This is a genomic window from Stieleria sp. JC731 (genome assembly GCF_020966635.1).
GTDB lineage: Bacteria > Planctomycetota > Planctomycetia > Pirellulales > Pirellulaceae > Stieleria.
This window is the reverse complement of sequence record NZ_JAJKFQ010000005.1, coordinates 581,517-600,184: the sequence shown is the minus strand read 5'-3', so window position 1 is coordinate 600,184 and position 18,668 is coordinate 581,517. Positions and strand designations below refer to the sequence as shown.

Annotated in this window: 13 protein-coding genes; 8 read left to right on the top strand and 5 right to left on the bottom strand. The window is 54.9% G+C overall.

Annotated elements, in window-relative coordinates; genetic code table 11:
* The first annotated feature begins 261 nt into the window (after positions 1–261).
* The 7 genes from ahcY (at position 262) to LOC67_RS13250 (ending at position 9,533) form a co-directional block, all read left to right on the top strand.
* On the top strand, positions 262–1,608 hold the full coding sequence (gene ahcY / locus LOC67_RS13280; RefSeq protein ID WP_230263093.1) for an adenosylhomocysteinase: 1,347 nt from the start codon (positions 262–264) through the stop codon (positions 1,606–1,608).
* Positions 1,609–2,240: 632 nt separating this feature from the next.
* Positions 2,241–2,987, top strand: a complete 747-nt coding sequence (locus tag LOC67_RS13275) for a ParA family protein (RefSeq protein ID WP_230263092.1) — start codon at positions 2,241–2,243, stop codon at positions 2,985–2,987.
* Positions 2,980–3,951 carry a ParB/RepB/Spo0J family partition protein gene (locus LOC67_RS13270; protein ID WP_230263091.1) on the top strand — a complete coding sequence of 324 codons (972 nt, stop codon included), beginning with the start codon at positions 2,980–2,982 and terminating at the stop codon, positions 3,949–3,951. Before LOC67_RS13275 ends, LOC67_RS13270 begins: the two co-directional genes overlap by 8 nt.
* Positions 3,952–4,581: 630 nt before the next feature.
* A complete protein-coding gene (locus LOC67_RS27595; RefSeq protein ID WP_230263090.1) occupies positions 4,582–6,717 on the top strand; it encodes an NfeD family protein in 2,136 nt (711 codons plus the stop codon).
* Between the two features lie 3 nt (positions 6,718–6,720).
* Positions 6,721–7,404: an NfeD family protein gene (locus LOC67_RS13260; protein ID WP_230263089.1), complete on the top strand. Its 684-nt coding sequence runs from the start codon at positions 6,721–6,723 to the stop codon at positions 7,402–7,404.
* Positions 7,405–7,638: 234 nt separating this feature from the next.
* Positions 7,639–8,637 (top strand): flotillin-like protein FloA, encoded by a 999-nt coding sequence (gene floA / locus LOC67_RS13255; protein WP_230263746.1) that lies wholly within the window; start codon positions 7,639–7,641, stop codon positions 8,635–8,637.
* Between the two features lie 413 nt (positions 8,638–9,050).
* A complete protein-coding gene (locus LOC67_RS13250; RefSeq protein WP_230263088.1) occupies positions 9,051–9,533 on the top strand; it encodes a hypothetical protein in 483 nt (160 codons plus the stop codon).
* Between the two features lie 34 nt (positions 9,534–9,567).
* Here the strand turns inward: LOC67_RS13250 and LOC67_RS13245 are convergent, their stop codons facing one another.
* From LOC67_RS13245 to LOC67_RS13225, 5 genes are all read right to left on the bottom strand, one after another.
* Positions 9,568–10,881, bottom strand: a complete 1,314-nt coding sequence (locus LOC67_RS13245; protein ID WP_230263087.1) for a serine/threonine protein kinase — start codon at positions 10,879–10,881, stop codon at positions 9,568–9,570.
* Positions 10,881–13,061: an amino acid permease gene (locus LOC67_RS13240; protein ID WP_315861055.1), complete on the bottom strand. Its 2,181-nt coding sequence runs from the start codon at positions 13,059–13,061 to the stop codon at positions 10,881–10,883. The genes LOC67_RS13245 and LOC67_RS13240 overlap by 1 nt, the downstream gene beginning before the upstream one ends.
* Positions 13,062–13,148: 87 nt before the next feature.
* A complete protein-coding gene (locus LOC67_RS13235; RefSeq protein ID WP_230263085.1) occupies positions 13,149–13,961 on the bottom strand; it encodes a TatD family hydrolase in 813 nt (270 codons plus the stop codon).
* A gap of 58 nt (positions 13,962–14,019) precedes the next feature.
* Entirely contained in the window at positions 14,020–14,352 is a 333-nt protein-coding gene (locus LOC67_RS13230) for a hypothetical protein (RefSeq protein WP_230263084.1), read from the bottom strand.
* Between the two features lie 272 nt (positions 14,353–14,624).
* A complete protein-coding gene (locus tag LOC67_RS13225) occupies positions 14,625–14,963 on the bottom strand; it encodes a DUF202 domain-containing protein (protein ID WP_230263083.1) in 339 nt (112 codons plus the stop codon).
* 665 nt (positions 14,964–15,628) lie between these two features.
* Here LOC67_RS13225 and LOC67_RS13220 point away from each other — a divergent pair.
* Positions 15,629–18,640: a vitamin B12-dependent ribonucleotide reductase gene (locus LOC67_RS13220; RefSeq protein WP_230263082.1), complete on the top strand. Its 3,012-nt coding sequence runs from the start codon at positions 15,629–15,631 to the stop codon at positions 18,638–18,640.
* The last annotated feature ends 28 nt before the right edge of the window (positions 18,641–18,668 follow it).

The window sequence follows — 18,668 nt, the reverse complement described above, 5'->3', positions numbered from 1 at the left end:
TTCACGATCCCACGGATCTGTCGAACCAATCAATAAGAAGCGCCCGTGCACCCCGTGCCCAAAACCCAAACGGGCGTTAGACTATTCGCCCAAATGACCGGACAACAGTTCTTCAGCACGTCGCTTGAAGGTCCGGTCCGGGACTGGCATTCCAGTCTCGAAACGCGTTTTGGGAGCGCGTACCAGCGGGAGTCCCTGCGGTAGGTTCGTGGCCCCTGATTGGACGGAGATCCGCTCCGTCACAACCCAAGGAGTTATACCGTGTCGCAAGCCGATACCGAACGATTGCCGTACCGAGTCAAAGACATCAAGCTGGCCGAATTTGGCCGCAAAGAGATCAACTTGGCTGAAAACGAAATGCCAGGTCTGATGGCACTTCGCGCTAAGTACGGCAAGGAAAAACCGCTGGCTGGTGCTCGCATCGCTGGCTGTTTGCACATGACCATTCAAACCGCGGTTCTGATCGAAACGCTGGTTGAATTGGGCGCCGAGGTCACTTGGAGTAGCTGCAACATCTTCAGCACTCAAGATCACGCCGCGGCCGCAATCGCCGCAGCTGGCATTCCCGTCTACGCCTGGAAAGGCATGACGGAAGAAGAGTTCGATTGGTGCATCGAGCAAACCCTGACGTTCCCTTCCGGCGAAAAGCTGAACATGATCTTGGACGACGGTGGTGACTTGACCGCCATGGTTCACGATCGGTTCCCAGAACTGCTAGAAGAGATCCACGGGATCAGCGAAGAAACCACCGCCGGTATTCACCGTCTCGAAGTTCTCAACCGAACGGGCAAGCTGGCTGTTCCCGCGATCAACGTCAACGATAGCGCAACCAAAAGCAAGTTCGATAACTTGTACGGTTGCCGGGAGTCTTTGGCTGACGGTGTCAAGCGAGCGACCGACGTCATGCTCGCTGGCAAAGTTGCCGTGGTCTGCGGCTATGGCGATGTCGGCAAAGGCTGTGCACACAGCCTGCAACGATATGGGTGCCGCGTGATCGTTACCGAAATCGATCCCATCAACGCTCTGCAAGCCGCGATGGAAGGTTTCGAAGTCACGACGATGGAAAACGCCTGCAAAGAAGGCAATCTATTCGTCACCACGACTGGCAACAAAGACATCATCCTCGGCGAGCACATGAAAGAAATGCCTGAGGATGCGATCTGCTGCAACATCGGGCACTTTGACACCGAAATCGACGTCGCATGGTTGGAAAGCGAAGTCGAGCAAGGACGCGCGACCAAGGATGAAATCAAGCCTGCCGATATCGGTGCGGTCGATCGCTACACCTTCGCCGATTCTGGCCGTAGCGTCCTCATCCTGGCCAAAGGCCGCCTCGTAAACCTCGGTTGCGCCACCGGCCACCCAAGCTTTGTGATGAGCACCTCGTTCACCAACCAAGTCTTGGCTCAGATGGAGCTGTGGGGCAATCGTGACAACGACACGTACGTCAAAAAAGTCTACATGCTGCCCAAGCAGCTTGACGAAGAAGTCGCTCGTTTGCACCTCGATAAGCTCGGCGCAAAACTGACCAAGCTGTCGCAAGAACAAGCGGACTACCTGGGCGTCCCAGTCGAAGGCCCCTACAAGCCTGACCATTACCGATACTAGGCTTCAAAACGCGATTTTCGCAATTGAACCAAAAACAAACGCCAAACGCCCGGGATTTCCCCGGGCGTTTTTGTTTGGAAGGTGGAGCCTGTTTGATGGAATGGACTCATCGCTTCGTCCACTACCGTGACGGTTTGATTTACGCTGCTTGGGAGTGAGGGTGCGTGCGTTCGGGAGCAGATCCCGGGGAGAACCGCACGCTGGCGTGTTGCGGCTGATGAAGCAGATCCACCAAACTGGGCCGTGATCGCGCTAGCGACGGTTTCCGAGACTAAACGCAGATCAACACTGCCACACACAACCGCACGCTGGCCGCTGCGGCTGATGAATCTTCAGACTGCGAAAAAAATCTTCGTTACCAATCTCGACTCTTAAAACCTCTGACCGCCCAGCAAAATTTCCTTTCCGATCTGCTCCAAACACGCGACATTTTGCTCTTGCTAATGACGGCCTCGTAATTGCGAATCCACTAGTCAGACCTTCGGGAACGGGTTGGGGTGCCTTTGCGGGCGCTGTTTCTTGTGAAACCGATCTTGTTTCACTAATCGTCATTCGCTTAGTTTCCCGCGAAACGTGAACGGCGGAACCAAGAACCGGAACCGTCAAACTTAAGCAATCGTGGAGTCTGATTCGTGGGCCGAATCTTGTGCGTCGTCAACCAGAAAGGCGGTGTGGGCAAGACCACCACGGCTGTAAATCTGGCTTCGGCACTGGCTTTGGCCAACCAGTCCTGCTTGCTGCTCGATATGGACCCTCAATGCAATGCGACCAGCTCGCTGGGATGTGAACCCACAACGGGACACGCCCTCGTTAGCGACGCTTCGATCGATGGGGCCATCGTCGAAACCAAACAATCCAAACTCAGCCTGCTGCCCGGCAGCCGTACTTTTCAAGATGTTGACCTACTCGCGACTGCAGATGACCAGCAGGCGGACCGAGTTCGCAAACATCTCGACAGCGTCATCGAGCAATATGATTTTGTTCTGATTGATTGTCCGCCCAGCGTGGGTGAATTGACGCAGTCGGCACTGGTCGCCAGCACCGAAGTACTGATTCCGATTCAGTGCGAGTACTTCGCGATGGAAGGCCTGACACAACTAATCCAAACCATTAAACGGGTCATCGTCGCCACCAAGGGCAGACTGACCTTTGGTGGGATCCTACTGACCATGTATGATCCCGCCCTCGAACTGACTCGCGAAGTAGACCAGGAAGTCCGCGAGTTTTTCGGTGATATCGTCTTCGAATCCGTCGTGCCACGGGACGTTTCGCTAAGCGAAGCACCTAGTCACGGCAAAAGTGTTTTTCAATATGCACCACGCTCCCGAGGTGCATACGCCTATACGCAGTTGTGCATGGAGGTACTGCAGCGTGACTAGTTCATCAGCCGGAACAAAGGATCGTCGTTTAGGAAAAGGCTTGGCCGCATTATTGGGCAGCCCACTGGATGATGAAGGCAACCCAATCCCCGAATCGTCCGGCGACGGCAATGGTTCTTCGGGTGTAAAGCCACTGATGCTGCAAGTTGACCAGATCGAGGCCAACCCGTTTCAGCCACGACGCGAATTCAATCCAGATGAAATCGCTTCGCTTGCCGAAAGCATTCGCAGCCATCAGCAACTGCAACCGATCTTGGTCCGCATCGTGGACGGCAAGTATCAGCTGATCAGTGGCGAACGGCGTCTTCGAGCGACAATCCACGCCGGATTGAAAGAAATCCGTGCCGAGGTACGCGAGGCAGATGACCGATTGGTTGCCGAATTGGCGATCATCGAGAACTTGCAACGAAAAGACCTCAACCCAATTGAAAAAGCGATGTCCTTCAAGCGGTACATCGACGAACACCGCTGCAAACAAGACGACCTCGCGCGGCGTCTCAGTATTGACCGAAGCACGATTGCAAACCTGATGCGTCTTTTGGAACTGCCCAAAGACGTGCTGGATCTGTTGCAAGACGGTAAGATCACGGCCGGGCATGCCCGAGCATTGCTGCCCATCGGCGATGACCAAGTGCAGTTAACGACCGCCCACAAGATCATGGAAGAACGCATCAGTGTTCGTGCGACCGAATCGCTTGTCGCAGAAATGCTACGCGAAGAAGAGGATCGTGAGACGGGACGAAAGATTGTCAACGCCACGCGGCAAAAGCGAAGCACCCTCTCGCCACACCTCGAAGCGATGCAACAAGAATTCCGAATGGTCTTCGGTACCAAAGTGGAAATCAAAAGCAGCGCCCGTGGAAAAGGACGCATCACGATTCATTTCAGCGATAACGAAGAGTTTGAACGTCTACGTTCGATGCTGACCAACGAATCTCGCCCGAGTCTGCGAGTTGCGGGTTAGCAACACAGATTCCCAATCAAAATCAATCATCGCCCGGTTCATTTGAACCGGGCGATTTTTTTTGGCGCCGACATCGATTCAGAACTGAGCCGTGATCGCGCTAGCGACGGTTCCTGAGAGTAGCGGGACGGTAGAACCCGCGGAAAACCGCACGCTGGCGCGTGGCGGCTGATGAAAGTTGAAGCTTGAGGTTGCACGAAAACCACACGAGCTCCCCTCTCCTTCGAAACCTTCGCGCTAACGACGCTGCCATTCCGATAGATATTCCCGCGAAGGTTTTGAGGGAGAGGGGCTGGGGGTGAGGGTGCCAGCGGTCAGGAATGCCTTCGCGAGGAAAGCGGGGCGGTAGAACCCGTGGAAAACCGCACGCTGGCGCGTAGCGGCTGATGAATCTGTCAACCTGAGCCGCATCGCGCTAGCGACGGTTACCGCAATTAAATTTTGATCAACCCCGCGGAGAACCGCACGCTGGCGCGTGCCGGCTGATGGGTTACGCCAGAGCGTCAGGGCATGGACTCATCGCTTCGTCCACTACCGTCTGGTGTAGCTGAACTTCGACCGACCTCGCCGAACTGGTTTCGTGCCCTATAATGCATCTGTCACTAAACCTTTCGAACCGGAGCGGGTGTCGTGGACAAAACGACGCGCTATTTATCATTCCTACTGCCGCTAGGGCTGTGGATCTGTCTCTGTCCTCAGGCCTCCTTTTCAGATGAAGCTCGGCGTGGGTACTTGGTCGATGTACCGGTTCCTTTGGATAGCCAGTCCACAATCTCGCTGATCGGGACACTCGAACGCTTGGTCGAGTCTGCACCGAAAGATGGCAGGCTTGATGTTGTGCTTCGGTACACTTCCGAATCCACTGGAGGTGAAGCGACGTCGTTTGAAGATGCCCTAAAGCTTGCTCGTGCGATGACCGGCAACCGACTCCGCTCATTGAGGCTCGTCTCTTGGGTCGAAGGTTCGGTGACAGGGCATTCGATCCTTCCCATCCTGGCCTCCGATTCGCTGCTGGTTTCAGCATCCGGAAAGCTCACCGATGCCTCTAGTGGAGAGAGCGACTATGACGAGACAATCAAACTGACTTACGTCTCTGTCGCGGCCAAACGCAGCGTCTTTCCAGAGCCGGTTGTCAACGCATTGATCGATCCCGAAGTCGAGCTTGCCAAGCTAAATACTGTCGATGGTGAGCAGTCATTCGCCGCTGGCAGCGAAATTGTGAAACTGCGTGAAACCGATCAAGTCGTTGGCGAAGAGATCTGGAGTGCCCCCGGCGCCGCGACGACGATTTCAGCTGATCAATTGCGTTCGGCGAGAATCGCCGCCGGCTTGGTAGCCGATTCCCAAGACGTTTGCGACGTCTTGGACCTTGCCGAATTGATTCCCGCCGAAGGCGATTCGTCGACCGGTGAAATCAAAGGCGTTCATTTGGAGATCGCCGGATCGGTTTCACACAACCGCGTCAGAAGGTGGCAAAGCAATTTAACTGCATCGCTTGAAAACGGTGTCAACTCCTGGCTGGTTTCGATCGACTCTGTCGGCGGTGACTTGGACCAAAGTGCGATTTTGGCAAGCATGTTTGGAATCCCCGAATCACCACTGCGCAGCGTCCCTGGATTCGTCGTTCGTGAAGCACGCGCCGATAGTGCGTTGATTGCCGTTTCCTGCAAACCGCTTTACATCAAGCCCGACGCAACCTTGGGTGGCAAAGGCTCTGACGTTGTCTCGATCATTGACATCGATAATCACAGCCAGCTGATCGACCAAATTGCTCGATCGACGAAACGTCCCGCTGGCCTGATACGAGGTCTACTTTGCCCCGAGCTGGAGATTTTTCAGTTCACAAACAAGAAAACCGGCCAAATCAAATATTGCAGTCAGGACGATTTAGTCGCCGGAGTGGAAGACCCACAACTGGAGAGAGACCGCTGGGAAAAAGGCGAACGGATTGACTTCAGCGAAGGGATCAACGCCGACCGTGCAATCGAACTCGGATTGGCCGAAGCTAAAAGCGAGTCGCTCCAAGACGCTGCGGTACGCGCTGGTTTTTCTTCGATTCCTGCTCCCGTTTCTGATCGCGGAGTGATCCGATTCGTCGAACGTTTGGGACGCAACAAAGGGTTGATGATGATCCTGATGATGGTCGGATTCGTTGCCTTGAGCGCCGAGATGAACGCCCCCGGAATCGGTGTCCCTGGCTTCTTCGCGATGGTCTGCTTCGGTCTATTTTTCTGGATGAATTACTTAGCCGGTACCGCCGAGTGGCTGGAGCTTGTGTTGCTGATCATGGGGCTGGGCTGCATCGGGCTAGAGATCTTTGTCATTCCGGGCTTTGGGATCTTTGGCATTGGTGGAATGATCATGACGATCGCCTCTATTGTCTTGATGAGCCAAACCTTTGTGCTACCGAAAAACTCTTTTCAGTTGGCAGTCCTGACACGCGGGCTGTGGGCAGCGATCGTTGGCCTGCTCGGGATGGTCGGTGGTTTCGTCTTGATGCGTCAGCTGTTCCCACACGTACCGCTTTTCCGTCACTTGATCATGGAATCGCCGGACACGGTCGCGATTCATGAAGCCGAAAAGATTGCTGACTACGCCTGGTTGATAGGTCAGCAAGGCACGTCGACAACACCGCTACGTCCCAGTGGAAAAGCTCAGTTCGGTGATCAAATCATCCAAGTGGTCAGCGACGGATCGATGATTGATAAAGGCAGCACTGTCACGGTGGTTGATGTTCAGGGCACTCGCGTTGTGGTCGAGGGTTAACGGGTGCAACTGCTATATGCGTTTGGATTACTAGGGCTGTACTTCATTCTTCTAATCGGCGAGTTCTTTTTGCCGACCGGTGGAACGCTTGGAATCGGTGCCGCAATTACCGCAATCGCATCGATCATGATCGCTTTTACGCACGGCCCTATCAGCGGAATCGTGGTGACGACATGCGTGTGCGTTTCCACCCCGGTACTGCTGTACTTTGCCGTGCGCATCTGGCCACAAACGCCGATTGGAAAAATCATTCTCAATCGCACTCCTGGGCAGATCGACCTGCCGACGGAAAGCCTGACTCGCAAAGGCGAAAAACGCAAAGACTTGGTTGGCAAGATTGGGATCGCCAAATCGAATTTACTTCCGGCCGGACTGATCGTGATCGACGGCCAGCGATTGGATGCGGTTTCACAAGGCGTTCCCATCGATGCGGGAACCGAGGTCATCGTGATCAGCGCGATCGCTGGGAAACTGAAAGTCCGGCCGATCACGGATGCAGATCAAGTTGATAGACCAAGTGAACGCTCGGTGGATCAGATCAGCAACGTCACTCAGGAATTCGGGCAAAATGACCAGATCAGCGTTCAGGCAATCGAAACCGAACAAGACTCGGCCAAGCTTCCACAAAGCTCTCTAGAGACATTTGACTTCAGTGACTTTCAAGACGATCCAAACCAATCGAACTAGCAACGCCGAACAAGACAGCGTCTTCCTCAGTTGACACAGGTGCGCCAAGGCGGGAAATTATGTACCAGCGGATGAACTCGATTTACACTGACAGGACGTAGCACAATGGTCTTCGGGTCCACCTTTCCAAACGACGGCGGGTTAAACCTGTCGCTAGCCGACTCGGCGATAGGCTTGCAACTGTTGGGACTTAGCGCGAGCGACATCACAGGAGTGGGACTTGTTCTAGCGCTGATGGTGATCGGCTTCATCTTGGTGCTGGTGTTGATTTTCGCCAACTATTTCGGCCTATGGATTCAGTCGTTTCTGACCGGTGCCGGGGTCGGTATTGGCGACCTGATCGGAATGACATTTCGCAAAGTCAATGCTCGATCGATCGTGCGAAGCCGAATCATGTGTGTCCAAGCGGGCCTGGATGATCCGGCGATGACAAGTGACGCTTTAGAAGCTCACTACTTGGCTGGCGGAAACGTGCAACAAGTGATCCGCGCTGTGATCGCGGCAAAGAAAGCCAAGACAATTTCGCTGACATTTCGCGAAGCCGCTGCGATTGACTTGGCTGGCCGAGACGTTTTGGAATCGGTCAAAACGAGCGTCTATCCGAAAGTCATCGATTGCCCCCCACGCGGCGCTGTGAAACCGTCACTGGACGCCGTCGCGAAAGATGGCATCCAGTTGAAAGTTCGCGCTCGCGTGACCGTGCGTGCCAACCTGCAGCAGCTGATCGGCGGTGCGACCGAAGAGACGATTATTGCCCGCGTCGGTGAAGGTATCGTTAGCGCGATCGGTAGCGCCCAGAGCCATGCCGCGGTGCTCGAAAATCCCGATGTGATCAGCAAGGCGGTGTTGGCAAAACGCCTCGATTCACAAACCGCGTTTGAAATCGTGTCAATCGATATCGCGGACATTGATGTGGGAGCCAACATCGGTGCCCGACTGATGGCTGACCAAGCCGAAGCCGACACCCAAGTCGCACGTGCCCGCGCAGAAGGAAAGCGTGCTTCGGCCGTTGCTGAAGAAAAGGAAATGGAAGCCAAGATCGAAGAAAGCCGAGCCGAACTGGTCATGGCTCAGGCAGCGGTTCCACAAGCGATGAGTGAAGCATTTCGAACTGGCAAGTTGCATATCTTGGACTATTACAAATTGCAAAACGTCAACGCCGATACAGAAATGCGAAAGGCCATCGCCAACACCGGCCAATCACGAAACAGCAACCAGATCAAACGAACTTAGTACGGAGTTCCAGCTTGATTATCGGATTAGCCGAAGGGCGTTAGCCCAGGTTGTCCGAGCGAGAACCGCCGCGAACGCGGTACGGCTCTTAGGACTTTGATTGTCGGATTAGCCGACGGGCGTTAGCCCCGGTTGTCCAAACAAGAACCGCCGCTAACGCGGTGCGGCTCATAGGGCTTTGATTATCGGATTAGCCGATGGGCGTTAGCCCCGGTTGTCCAAACGAGAACCGCCGCTAACGCGGTACGGCTCATAGGGCTTTGATTATCGGATTAGCCGAAGGGCGTTAGCCCCGGTTGTCCGAGCGAGAACCACCGCTAGCGCGGTACGGCTCATTGGAGTCCAACCCTATCGTTCAGTTGGAACTTTGCACAAGCACGGCATCTATACGCCGCCCTCAAACGAGCATCATTATGGCTGGCGATCTTGAAGACTTTCTCAAACGTGCAGCAGAACGCCGGGCTCAAAAACAGGGTAAAGCAACTGGGCGTTCTAAAGCCGGCGGTCGCCCCGCAAGCCGTGATAACGATCGCGCATCGGCCGCTCGCCCCAAACGACAAGCACCTCAGTACACCGATTCGCGGCGTGAAAGACAGGTACGCAGCGAAGACGATGAACCGATTTTGCTTGGCGAACCGATCGAAACCACCAATCCACTCGCCGAACAGCAACGCCAGCTGGCAGAGGCCAAACGTAGGGCCGAACAGGCGAAGCGGAAGTTGGCCGAAACACAACGCTCGCTACCGAGTTCCGATGTTGTCGAACTTGGTGCCGAACATGAATTGACGGGTAACGCGATCGAAGACTTGCTGGCCAATTTGGCTCATCCCAACGGAGCCCAGCAAGCATTCTTGCTAAAAGAGATCCTCACTCGCCCCAATTGGGACGACCTCTAACAGCATGTCGCGAGATGCTTTTTGCGGGGGGCTTTTACTGGGCAAAGTACTCACGCACGCTTAGCAATGCGGTGATGCCCCCGATAACGATCCCGACCAACAGCCCGGCGACGAAACCGATGGGAAATGGTTTGCGGCGATGTCGTGCCATTGCCGGATCAATCGGCTGATCCAAAAGCGGTGGAATCTGGCTGTCCGATGCCGGGGCTGCCGACGAGCCCAGCGCCGGAAACTTTGATAGCGCATCATCTGCCTGCGGAGGCGGGCCGTCGCTATCGGCGCCTTCGTCCTCCTGTGATTCAATGCCAATCGGGGGCGCCGTCCATGCACGCCTTTCGATTGGGCGATCGACTTCAAAGGACGTCGTGCACCAAGCCTCCAATCGCTCAGCCACTTCGGCAGCTGATGAGATCCGCCGAGTCGGATCCTTCTCCATCATATCTGCGATCGTATCGACGAAATCTTCAGACAGGTCTGGAGCGAATTTGCGAGGGTGCCAAGGCGTTTGTTCACAGTGTCGCTTGCACTTACTTTTCGAATCACCACCCGGAAAAGGCACCTTTCCCGTCACCGTGTAGTACAAGGTACAGCCGAGCGAATAGATATCACTGACCGGACCGATCGACCGTGGATTTCGGATCTGTTCCGGCGAAAGATAGTCGGCGGTTCCAACGATCTTTCCGGCACGAGGGTCATCGTCCAGCCCCATACTCCATGTAGCCAACCCGATGTCGGAGACCTTTGCACGACCATCAGGCGTCACCAAAATGTTGCCCGGTTTGACGTCGCGATGAATCAATCCGATGTCGTGAGCGTACTGCAACCCTCGCGCGGCTTGTGAAACAACCAGCGCCGCATGACTCATGCTTAGTGCACCACCACGCCGAACCAGTTTTCGCAAATCGGTGCCCGGGATGAATTCGGTAACCAAATAATGCACGTTGCCATCTTGTCCGGCATCAAACGCACGCACGACATAGGGACAATCCAATCCGGCTTGCAAACGGATTTCACGGGCGAAAGAATCTCGCGACAAAGCGGTCGACTTTTCCAACGGCAAAACTTTGACAGCGCATTCTCGCCCCATCACGTTGTGAACTGCTTTGAAGACCTGCCCCATTCCGCCTTGCCCGATCCAATCCGTAATCAGGTAGGGCCCCAAAGTCAGCTTAGTGCGTCCGGCGTGCAGTTGCTGAGCCTGGTATTCGGTGATCAGTCCGCTTTTCACCAATGTCGCGGCGACGATCGAGTCATCGTCGGTTTGCACCTTCTGGACAACTTTGGCGATTTGCGAATCAGTTACCAAACCGCTCTTGATCGCAGACTGTTTGAACACGCTGTTGGTCATTAGCTTTCGAGCTTCATTCCGCCGGCACTTCGAACGAACGCGACTCGTGGGAGATCACCAACCAACGTTTCGATTCGCTGCAAAAATTCATCATCGTCGGATTCCTGGGGGGTCGCCAGACCCAGGTACACAAACGCCGCGTCGCGGCTGGTTGTTTGGATCGCGGTCGCCGCATTGTCCGACACAACTACTTTAGTTTTTCCGCTAATCCTGGCCGCCCGTAACAAACGCTCCAGATGGGATTTTACCTCGTCAATTCCCGATTCAGACTGTACCACCCTTAACAACCGCAGTTGGCGCCCCCGCCATGCGTCATGTGAAAGCATCAGGTGGGCCAGCAAGACCATCAATTCACCGTTCACGCGTCCCCGCCACCAAACGTCGACGGTGCCCGTCGGTGCGACGGCTTCCGATTCCGGTTCCTCGGTCTGACGGAGAACGACAACGCTTCGGTCGAGCCCCTCTAAGTTTCGAAGCAGACGGCAAAACACCTTCATCCGATCGTTCGACAGCGGGCATCCCATCAAGACGACATTCGGACGAACCCGGCCGAGCCCCTGGCACTGAACTAGAGCCTGTACCCCGGCTGTATAGTCACTCGCGATGACGACACCAGGAAAAGCGACAAGCTGCTGTTCCTTGATCAGCGAGTGCAAAATCGATTCTTGGTTGGCCAGTCGCTCGCTTCGGTGTTCAAATCCACCTGCGATGACTTGGCCCAACAGCATCATGCCGGTTTCACGTGTAAGCCAACTTCCGAACACGACCAAATGCGGACGACTGAAACCGGTGCCGCTGAGTGCAAGTACAAAGGGCCGCCAGTTTTTGGGGTGATAAAGGCTGTCTTCAAGCTTTAGCAGGTTGCGCCGCGTGCGTTCAAACAACAGTCCACTGTTAATGTCACCCCAATCGGTGTCTAGGTTTGCACGAGACAGATATTGATGCAGCGCGCCGACTAAGCAACTAGCGACGATTGCCCATCGCCAGTCGATCAACAACATCACCACCGCACATCCGACCGCGCCACACAATGAGGTCAACCAGTTGCAGTAGCGAAACTGAGGACGGTAGCTGGGGTTATTGGTGATTGATTCATAAAACGTCGCCAGATTCAACAACCCATAAGTCACCAAGAACGCCATCGTGATCAGTGGCGCGATCGTGTTCAGGTCGGCCGCGACGATACCGACCTGGGCGATCAGCGCGGTCGCCAATATTGCTTTACGCGGCTCTCCATCACGAGCTTCACCAAATGGCGTCAGCGACGTAAACACACGGTCCTTTGCCAGCGACTGCAAGATTCGCGGCGCCCCCATCATGCTGCCAAGTGCGGACGACAACGTCGCCGCAAAAACGCCCAAGGTGATCAGCGTGGGAAACGCTGCGATCTCGCCGACGATCATGTTGTTGCCGATCAACGAGTCGCGTCCCACACTGCCGGCAAGGAAGATTGCCATCGCGCCGTAGACAATCATGGTGACAACAACGGCAGCCAAAGTTCCGCGTGGAATCGATTTGGCCGGATCCTCCAAGTCACCTGACATATTCGCCCCCGCCATGATCCCCGTCACCGCGGGGAAGAAGAGAGCAAAGATCGTCCAGAAGGATTCGTCTGCGGTGAATCCCGTCGACCAATTCGTCGCCAACAGGTTTGGGTCAAAGTGCGCCGTCGTCCCTAAGAAAAACGAGACTAACGAAACGACAACGCAAGCCAAAATCACAAATTGGATTTTGATTGTCCAGCCTGCGCCCACCCAGACACATGCGGTGACGGCGACATTGGTCAGCGTCGCAATCAGCGTTGGCGAAGTCCCTTCGGGCAATAACAATACAAGTGCTTCGGTGAACCCGATTGCATACATCGCGACAGAAAGAGCCTGTGCGGCGAAGAAGACCAGCCCAATCGCGCCACCAAACTCTGGACCCAAACTGCGACTGATCAGAAAGTAAGCGCCACCACCTTCGACTCGCGTGTTGGTCGCGATCGCTGACAACGACAACGTCGTCAACGTAGTAATGAGTTTACTTCCGAGAACGATCACCAACGTCGCGAACAAGCCTGCTTGGCCGACCACATAGCCGAACCGCAGAAACATGATCACGCCAAGAATCGTCAACACACACGGCGTGAAGACCCCGCCGAACGTTGAGAAAGCGTTTGCTTTTGATTCACCCTTCACCGCAGCGCCCCCGCAACGCAATGCTGTGTATCCGCGATGCCTGGGACGTGTCCGAAGAATGACGTCAGGCCCGCAGCGGTTGGAAGACTACTGCCGCGGTGTGAACTTGAACCGCTTGCTCTTTCCGAAGAACTCTAGCGGATTGTCGTAGACAACTTTTTTGATCAGCGATTCGCCCAAACCACGGCGACGCATTTCGAAGATCAAATCGGGGACAGCGGTTGGCTTGCTCGGCCCCCAATCCCCGGCCGAATTGGCGAGCAGCCGTTCGCCGCCGGTCATCTCGATCATGTCGACCGCCCGCTGCGGGGTGCACTTGGTAACCGGGTAAAGCGTCATCCCAGCCCAGAAGCCACGATCAAGCACCTCCTTAATTGTGTGTTCTTCGACGTGGTCTACCAGTACACGATCCGGGTCCACACGCTGATCGTCACAAAGCATGTCCAAAATCATCCGCGTGCCCTGATACTTGTCTTCAAGGTGGGGCGTGTGAATGAGAATCGTTTCACCATGCTCGACGGCAAGGTTGACGTGCTCGGCAAAAATCGTCGCTTCGTTCTTGGTGTTTTTGTTCAGCCCGATTTCACCGATTCCGAGCACGTTGGGACAATCCAAGAACTCCGGAATCATCGCGATCACTTCTCGCGACAAGCTGACGTTCTCCGCCTCTTTGGCGTTGATGCACAACCACGTGTAATGCTGGATGCCGTATTGTGCGGCACGAGCCGGCTCGGTTTCTGTCAGTTGGCGAAAGTAGTCTCGAAACCCGTCGACGCTGCCGCGATCGTAACCGGCCCAAAATGCCGGCTCGCTCATCGCTACACACCCCATCCGCGCCAACGTGGCGTAGTCGTCGGTGGTACGGGAAACCATGTGGATGTGCGGATCGATATAGTCCATGGCCGTTCGTTGGCTGTAATAGAAAGTGGAAGATCGAGGCTGAGACGCGGATGCAGATCTAAGACGAAGTCATGCCGAATTTTTCACGCCACTGCGGTTCGTAATCCCGCGAATAAAGCATCTGCAATCTCGCCGCGCGGTCGTCGCCGCTGGACGCGATTATCTCGATCCCCTCTTGAATGGATTCACGGCGAGCAATCGATGCCGTAGACAGAGGTGCATTCTCGGCCGCCCGATCGATGCGATCGAGTGTTGCCGCGATCTCCAATAGTTTGGCGCGGACTTCAAGAAACTTGTCAGCCACGATGTCGTCAGCCGATTGCGCCGAAGCCATGATGTTCTGTTCCAAAGATGTAACGATGTGCCGGACGGTGCCACGAAAACGGGTCACCGAATCGGCGACTTAGTCGGATGTCTTGGCATTTCACGAGCTGGTTTGCTCGTCCGACTCAATTATAACGCCTGACGATTCCTTTCATTGGTTGCATGGCTGTTATCGAGACAGCAGCGAGCGATCTCCAGAAAGCGTCGCGAGGTTGCGATTCTGCAGGCTGTCGCGATGAATTCAACACCACGGGGCAGCACATCCCCCAAGAATCACTCAAGATTATTCGTTCGATGCAGAACTATTCAAATGGGGAGCAATAGACAAACGGCGCCAACCTAGCTGTCTTCGCCGTCAACTTTGGGCTGACCTTCGGTTCTAACCAGGTTCAGGCGTGCCCGAAGCCGAAAATAGCGAACAGCCCCGACCAATCCTACCAAGGCCCCTCCGACAATCAGCCCCCAACCCAAGGCAATTAAGTCAGGGGTGACCTGCAGAAACTTCACCAGCGAGATCCCGGTACCGACCAACATGATCGCGGTTCGCAGGTAAGCCAAAATTGTTCGCTCATTTGCCAATTCGGTTCGAATTAGCCCCAAGTTTGGAACGGGATTTGTATCCACAGGACAAGTGCCTCCGGAGGGGTGAAAAAGCGGTGCTTTGCTATCTTGATGCATCAGCATTGTGCAGTAGGTCGCGCAATCAAATAGCACTCCAAATCAGACTTCCTGAGGCGAACCAAACCGGCAAACACCCCAGCCATCCCATCTTGCCTACTCGTTCAATGCAATTGGGCCCTCGAAAAAGTTTTCCTCGCTGACATTTTTCCCACAGTTGCCCACGTGCAACTCAAGAAACTTCACTAACCCTTCACGAGAAAACGGTTTACGTCAATTTCCCACAACCGCACCCACCTCTTCTTGCTTTGATAGCAATATCGTAACCCGTTGCTATCGATGGACTTAGGATCGCCGAAACTTTTAGTTTGACAGTCGGCAGGCAATGCCTAAGATTCCTCGCGTCGCCCACATATAGTGGCAATCGACCAAAACATCCCTACCGGTAGTGACATCATTTCTGGTATTCATGGTTTTAGCGATTGGCCAACTTGGAAGGTTCGCGAAAAAGGGAAGGATCCTTTAGGGGGTTCTTATGCCGCTTTCACGACGGCGTTCTAGGTGGGCAGACGTGACAGATTGTCTTGTTGTTTCCCCTCATTTTTAGGACGGACCAAACTGACGTTTCGTGTCGTTGGATCCCGCAACTCTCTTTTGCGCCAGCGTAGTTCCGAAACGTTCTCCTTGTTTGGTTCCACGGACGACTCACGGAGTTTGATCAAACGATGGCTACTGTTCTTCCCGAAAGTTCACGTGCGGCGAGTGGGGGCGATGCAGCCCTGGAAAAGGTTAACAATCAACACGGCGTCCAATACGCTAGTGAGATCTTTGGCAAGACCTTGCGCGGCGACCGCCCCGGTTTGAAAGTCGAACCCACGTTCTGCCCAGCCGACGGAAAAACACCTTTTGATACTGCGCAGTGGGAAATCCGCAGCGCCGCGATCAAAGACGAAACCGGCAAAGCGTTGTTCGAGCAGAACAATTGCGAAGTGCCGACAACTTGGTCGCAACTGGCTACCAATGTTGTTGTCAGCAAATATTTCTATGGCGACCCCAAGAACACCGAAGAACGCGAACGATCGGTTCGTCAGTTGGTTCACCGTGTCACACGGACGATCGCCGACTGGGGATTGGCTGATGGCTATTTCGAATCGCCCGAAGATGGCGAGAATTTCTATCGCGACCTGACCTGGTTGTGCCTGCACCAACACGGTGCATTCAACAGTCCCGTTTGGTTCAACGTCGGTTTGCATCACCAATACGGTGTGACGGGCGCGAAGTGCAACTGGGCGTGGGACCGAACCGAAGGCGAAACCTTCCAACCCGACAACCCTTACGAATTCCCCCAAGGCAGCGCGTGCTTCATCCAAGCGGTTGAAGACAACATGGAAGACATCATGCGTCTTGCGTGTGCCGAAGCGATGCTGTTCAAATTCGGATCGGGAACCGGCACCGACCTGTCTACCATCCGTTCGAGCAAAGAAAAGCTCTCCGGTGGCGGAACTCCATCGGGCCCACTTTCATTCATGCGTGTTTACGACTCCATCGCCGGAGTTGTCAAAAGCGGTGGTAAAACCCGTCGCGCCGCAAAGATGCAGTCGTTGAAAGTCTGGCACCCAGATATTCTCGAGTTCATCGAGTGCAAATGGTCGGAAGAAAAGAAGGCCCACGCGTTGATTCGTGAAGGCTACGATTCCAACTTCAATGGCGAAGCTTACAGCAGCGTCTGCTTCCAAAACGCTAACCTGTCTGTCCGCGTCACCGATGACTACATGGAAGCGGTTCGCGACAACAAGCGTTGGCAAACTCGCTGGGTTACCGACAAAGTCGGCGGCGATCCACCATCCTATGATGCGAAAGAATTGCTCAACAAAATGTCGGAGTGCGCATGGCACTGTGGCGACCCGGGCGTTCAATACGACACCACAATCAACAAGTGGCACACCTGCCCGAACAGTGGCGCGATCAACGCATCGAACCCTTGCTCGGAATACATGTTCCTGGACAACACCGCCTGCAACTTGGCATCCATCAACTTGATGAAGTTTGCCAACCGCGACGGTTCGTTCGATGTGAAGCGTTTCCGTGCTGCCGCACGCCTGTTCTTCATCGCTCAGGAAATCCTGGTCGATCATGCGAGCTATCCCACCGAGCCGATCGCTCGCAACAGCCACCGGTTCCGTCCGCTGGGTCTGGGCTACAGCAACCTGGGTTCGCTGATCATGTCACGTGGTTTGGCCTATGACTCGAAGGCTGCTCGCGGCCTTTGTGGTTCGTTGACCGCTCTGCTGCATGGTGAAGCCAACCGCACCAGTGCGGAAATGGCTGGTGTGGTCGGACCGTTCGATGATTACTCAGAGAACGAGAAGCCAATGCTGAACGTGATGCGAATGCACCGCGACGCGGCAAATGACATCGAAGACGAAGGCCCAGCCGAACTGAAAGAAGCAGCACAAAAGCTGTGGGACGACGTTCTGGATATCGGCGAACGCTACGGTTTCCGCAACGCCCAAGCGACCGTACTGGCACCGACCGGAACGATCAGCTTCATGATGGACTGCGATACCACGGGAATCGAGCCAGATATCGCGTTGGTGAAGTACAAACAACTCGCCGGCGGCGGGATGCTGAAGATCGTCAACCAAACGGTTGCACCGGCACTGCAGAATCTGGGTTACACCCCAGAGCAAATCGAAGTGATCCTGGCATTCATCGATGTTAACGATACCATCGAAGGTGCCCCGGAATTGAAAGCCGAGCACTTGCCCGTGTTTGACTGTGCATTCACCCCTGCCAATGGTATCCGCAGCATCTCGTGGAAAGCACACATCACCATGATGGCCGCCGCTCAGCCGTTCCTTTCCGGTGCGATCAGCAAAACGGTCAACATGCCCAACGACACGACGCCGGCTGACATCGCCGACGCGTACTACTGGGGCTGGGAACTGGGACTTAAAGCGATCGCAATCTACCGCGATGGCAGCAAGCAGTCGCAGCCGCTGAACACGAAGTCTGACGACAAGGTTACCAAGACCGAAACCAAGGTCGTCACCAAGACGGTTGAGAAGATCGTTTACAAGCCACGCCGTGAACGCTTGCCGGATACCCGAACCAGCATCACGCACAAGTTCACGATCGCTGGTCACGAAGGTTACCTTTGCGTCGGACAATATCCCGACGGACGCCCTGGTGAAGTCTTCATCACCATGGCCAAAGAAGGTTCGACCGTCGGCGGTATCATGGACAGCTTCGGCACCGCGCTTTCGATCGCACTGCAGTACGGAGTCCCACTCGAAGTCCTGGTCAACAAGTTCAGCCATACTCGGTTCGAACCGATGGGACACACGAGCAACAAAGATATCCGTATCGCTAAAAGTGTTGTCGACTACATCGCTCGCTGGCTCGGCCTAACGTTCATGAGCAACGATGACAGCATGTCAGCCAACGTTGCGGTGCCTACCACACCCGCCCCGGCACAAGACTCGGTCAATTCCGGCAACGGCGCCGAAGTTACCCCAATCGAATCGTCGATCGCAAAGAACGAACGGGCGAGCTTGTTGTCGAGCATCAACGGGAACGGAACGAACGGTTCGTCCAAGAAAGAAGACAACCGCCAAGAACAGTTTGCACGGTTCCAAATCGATGCCCCAAGTTGCGATAACTGCGGCAGCATCACCGTTCGAAACGGTAACTGTTACTTGTGCCACAACTGTGGTGCCAGCATGGGTTGCAGCTGATCGCAATCAGCCAAATTGAATCCAATCA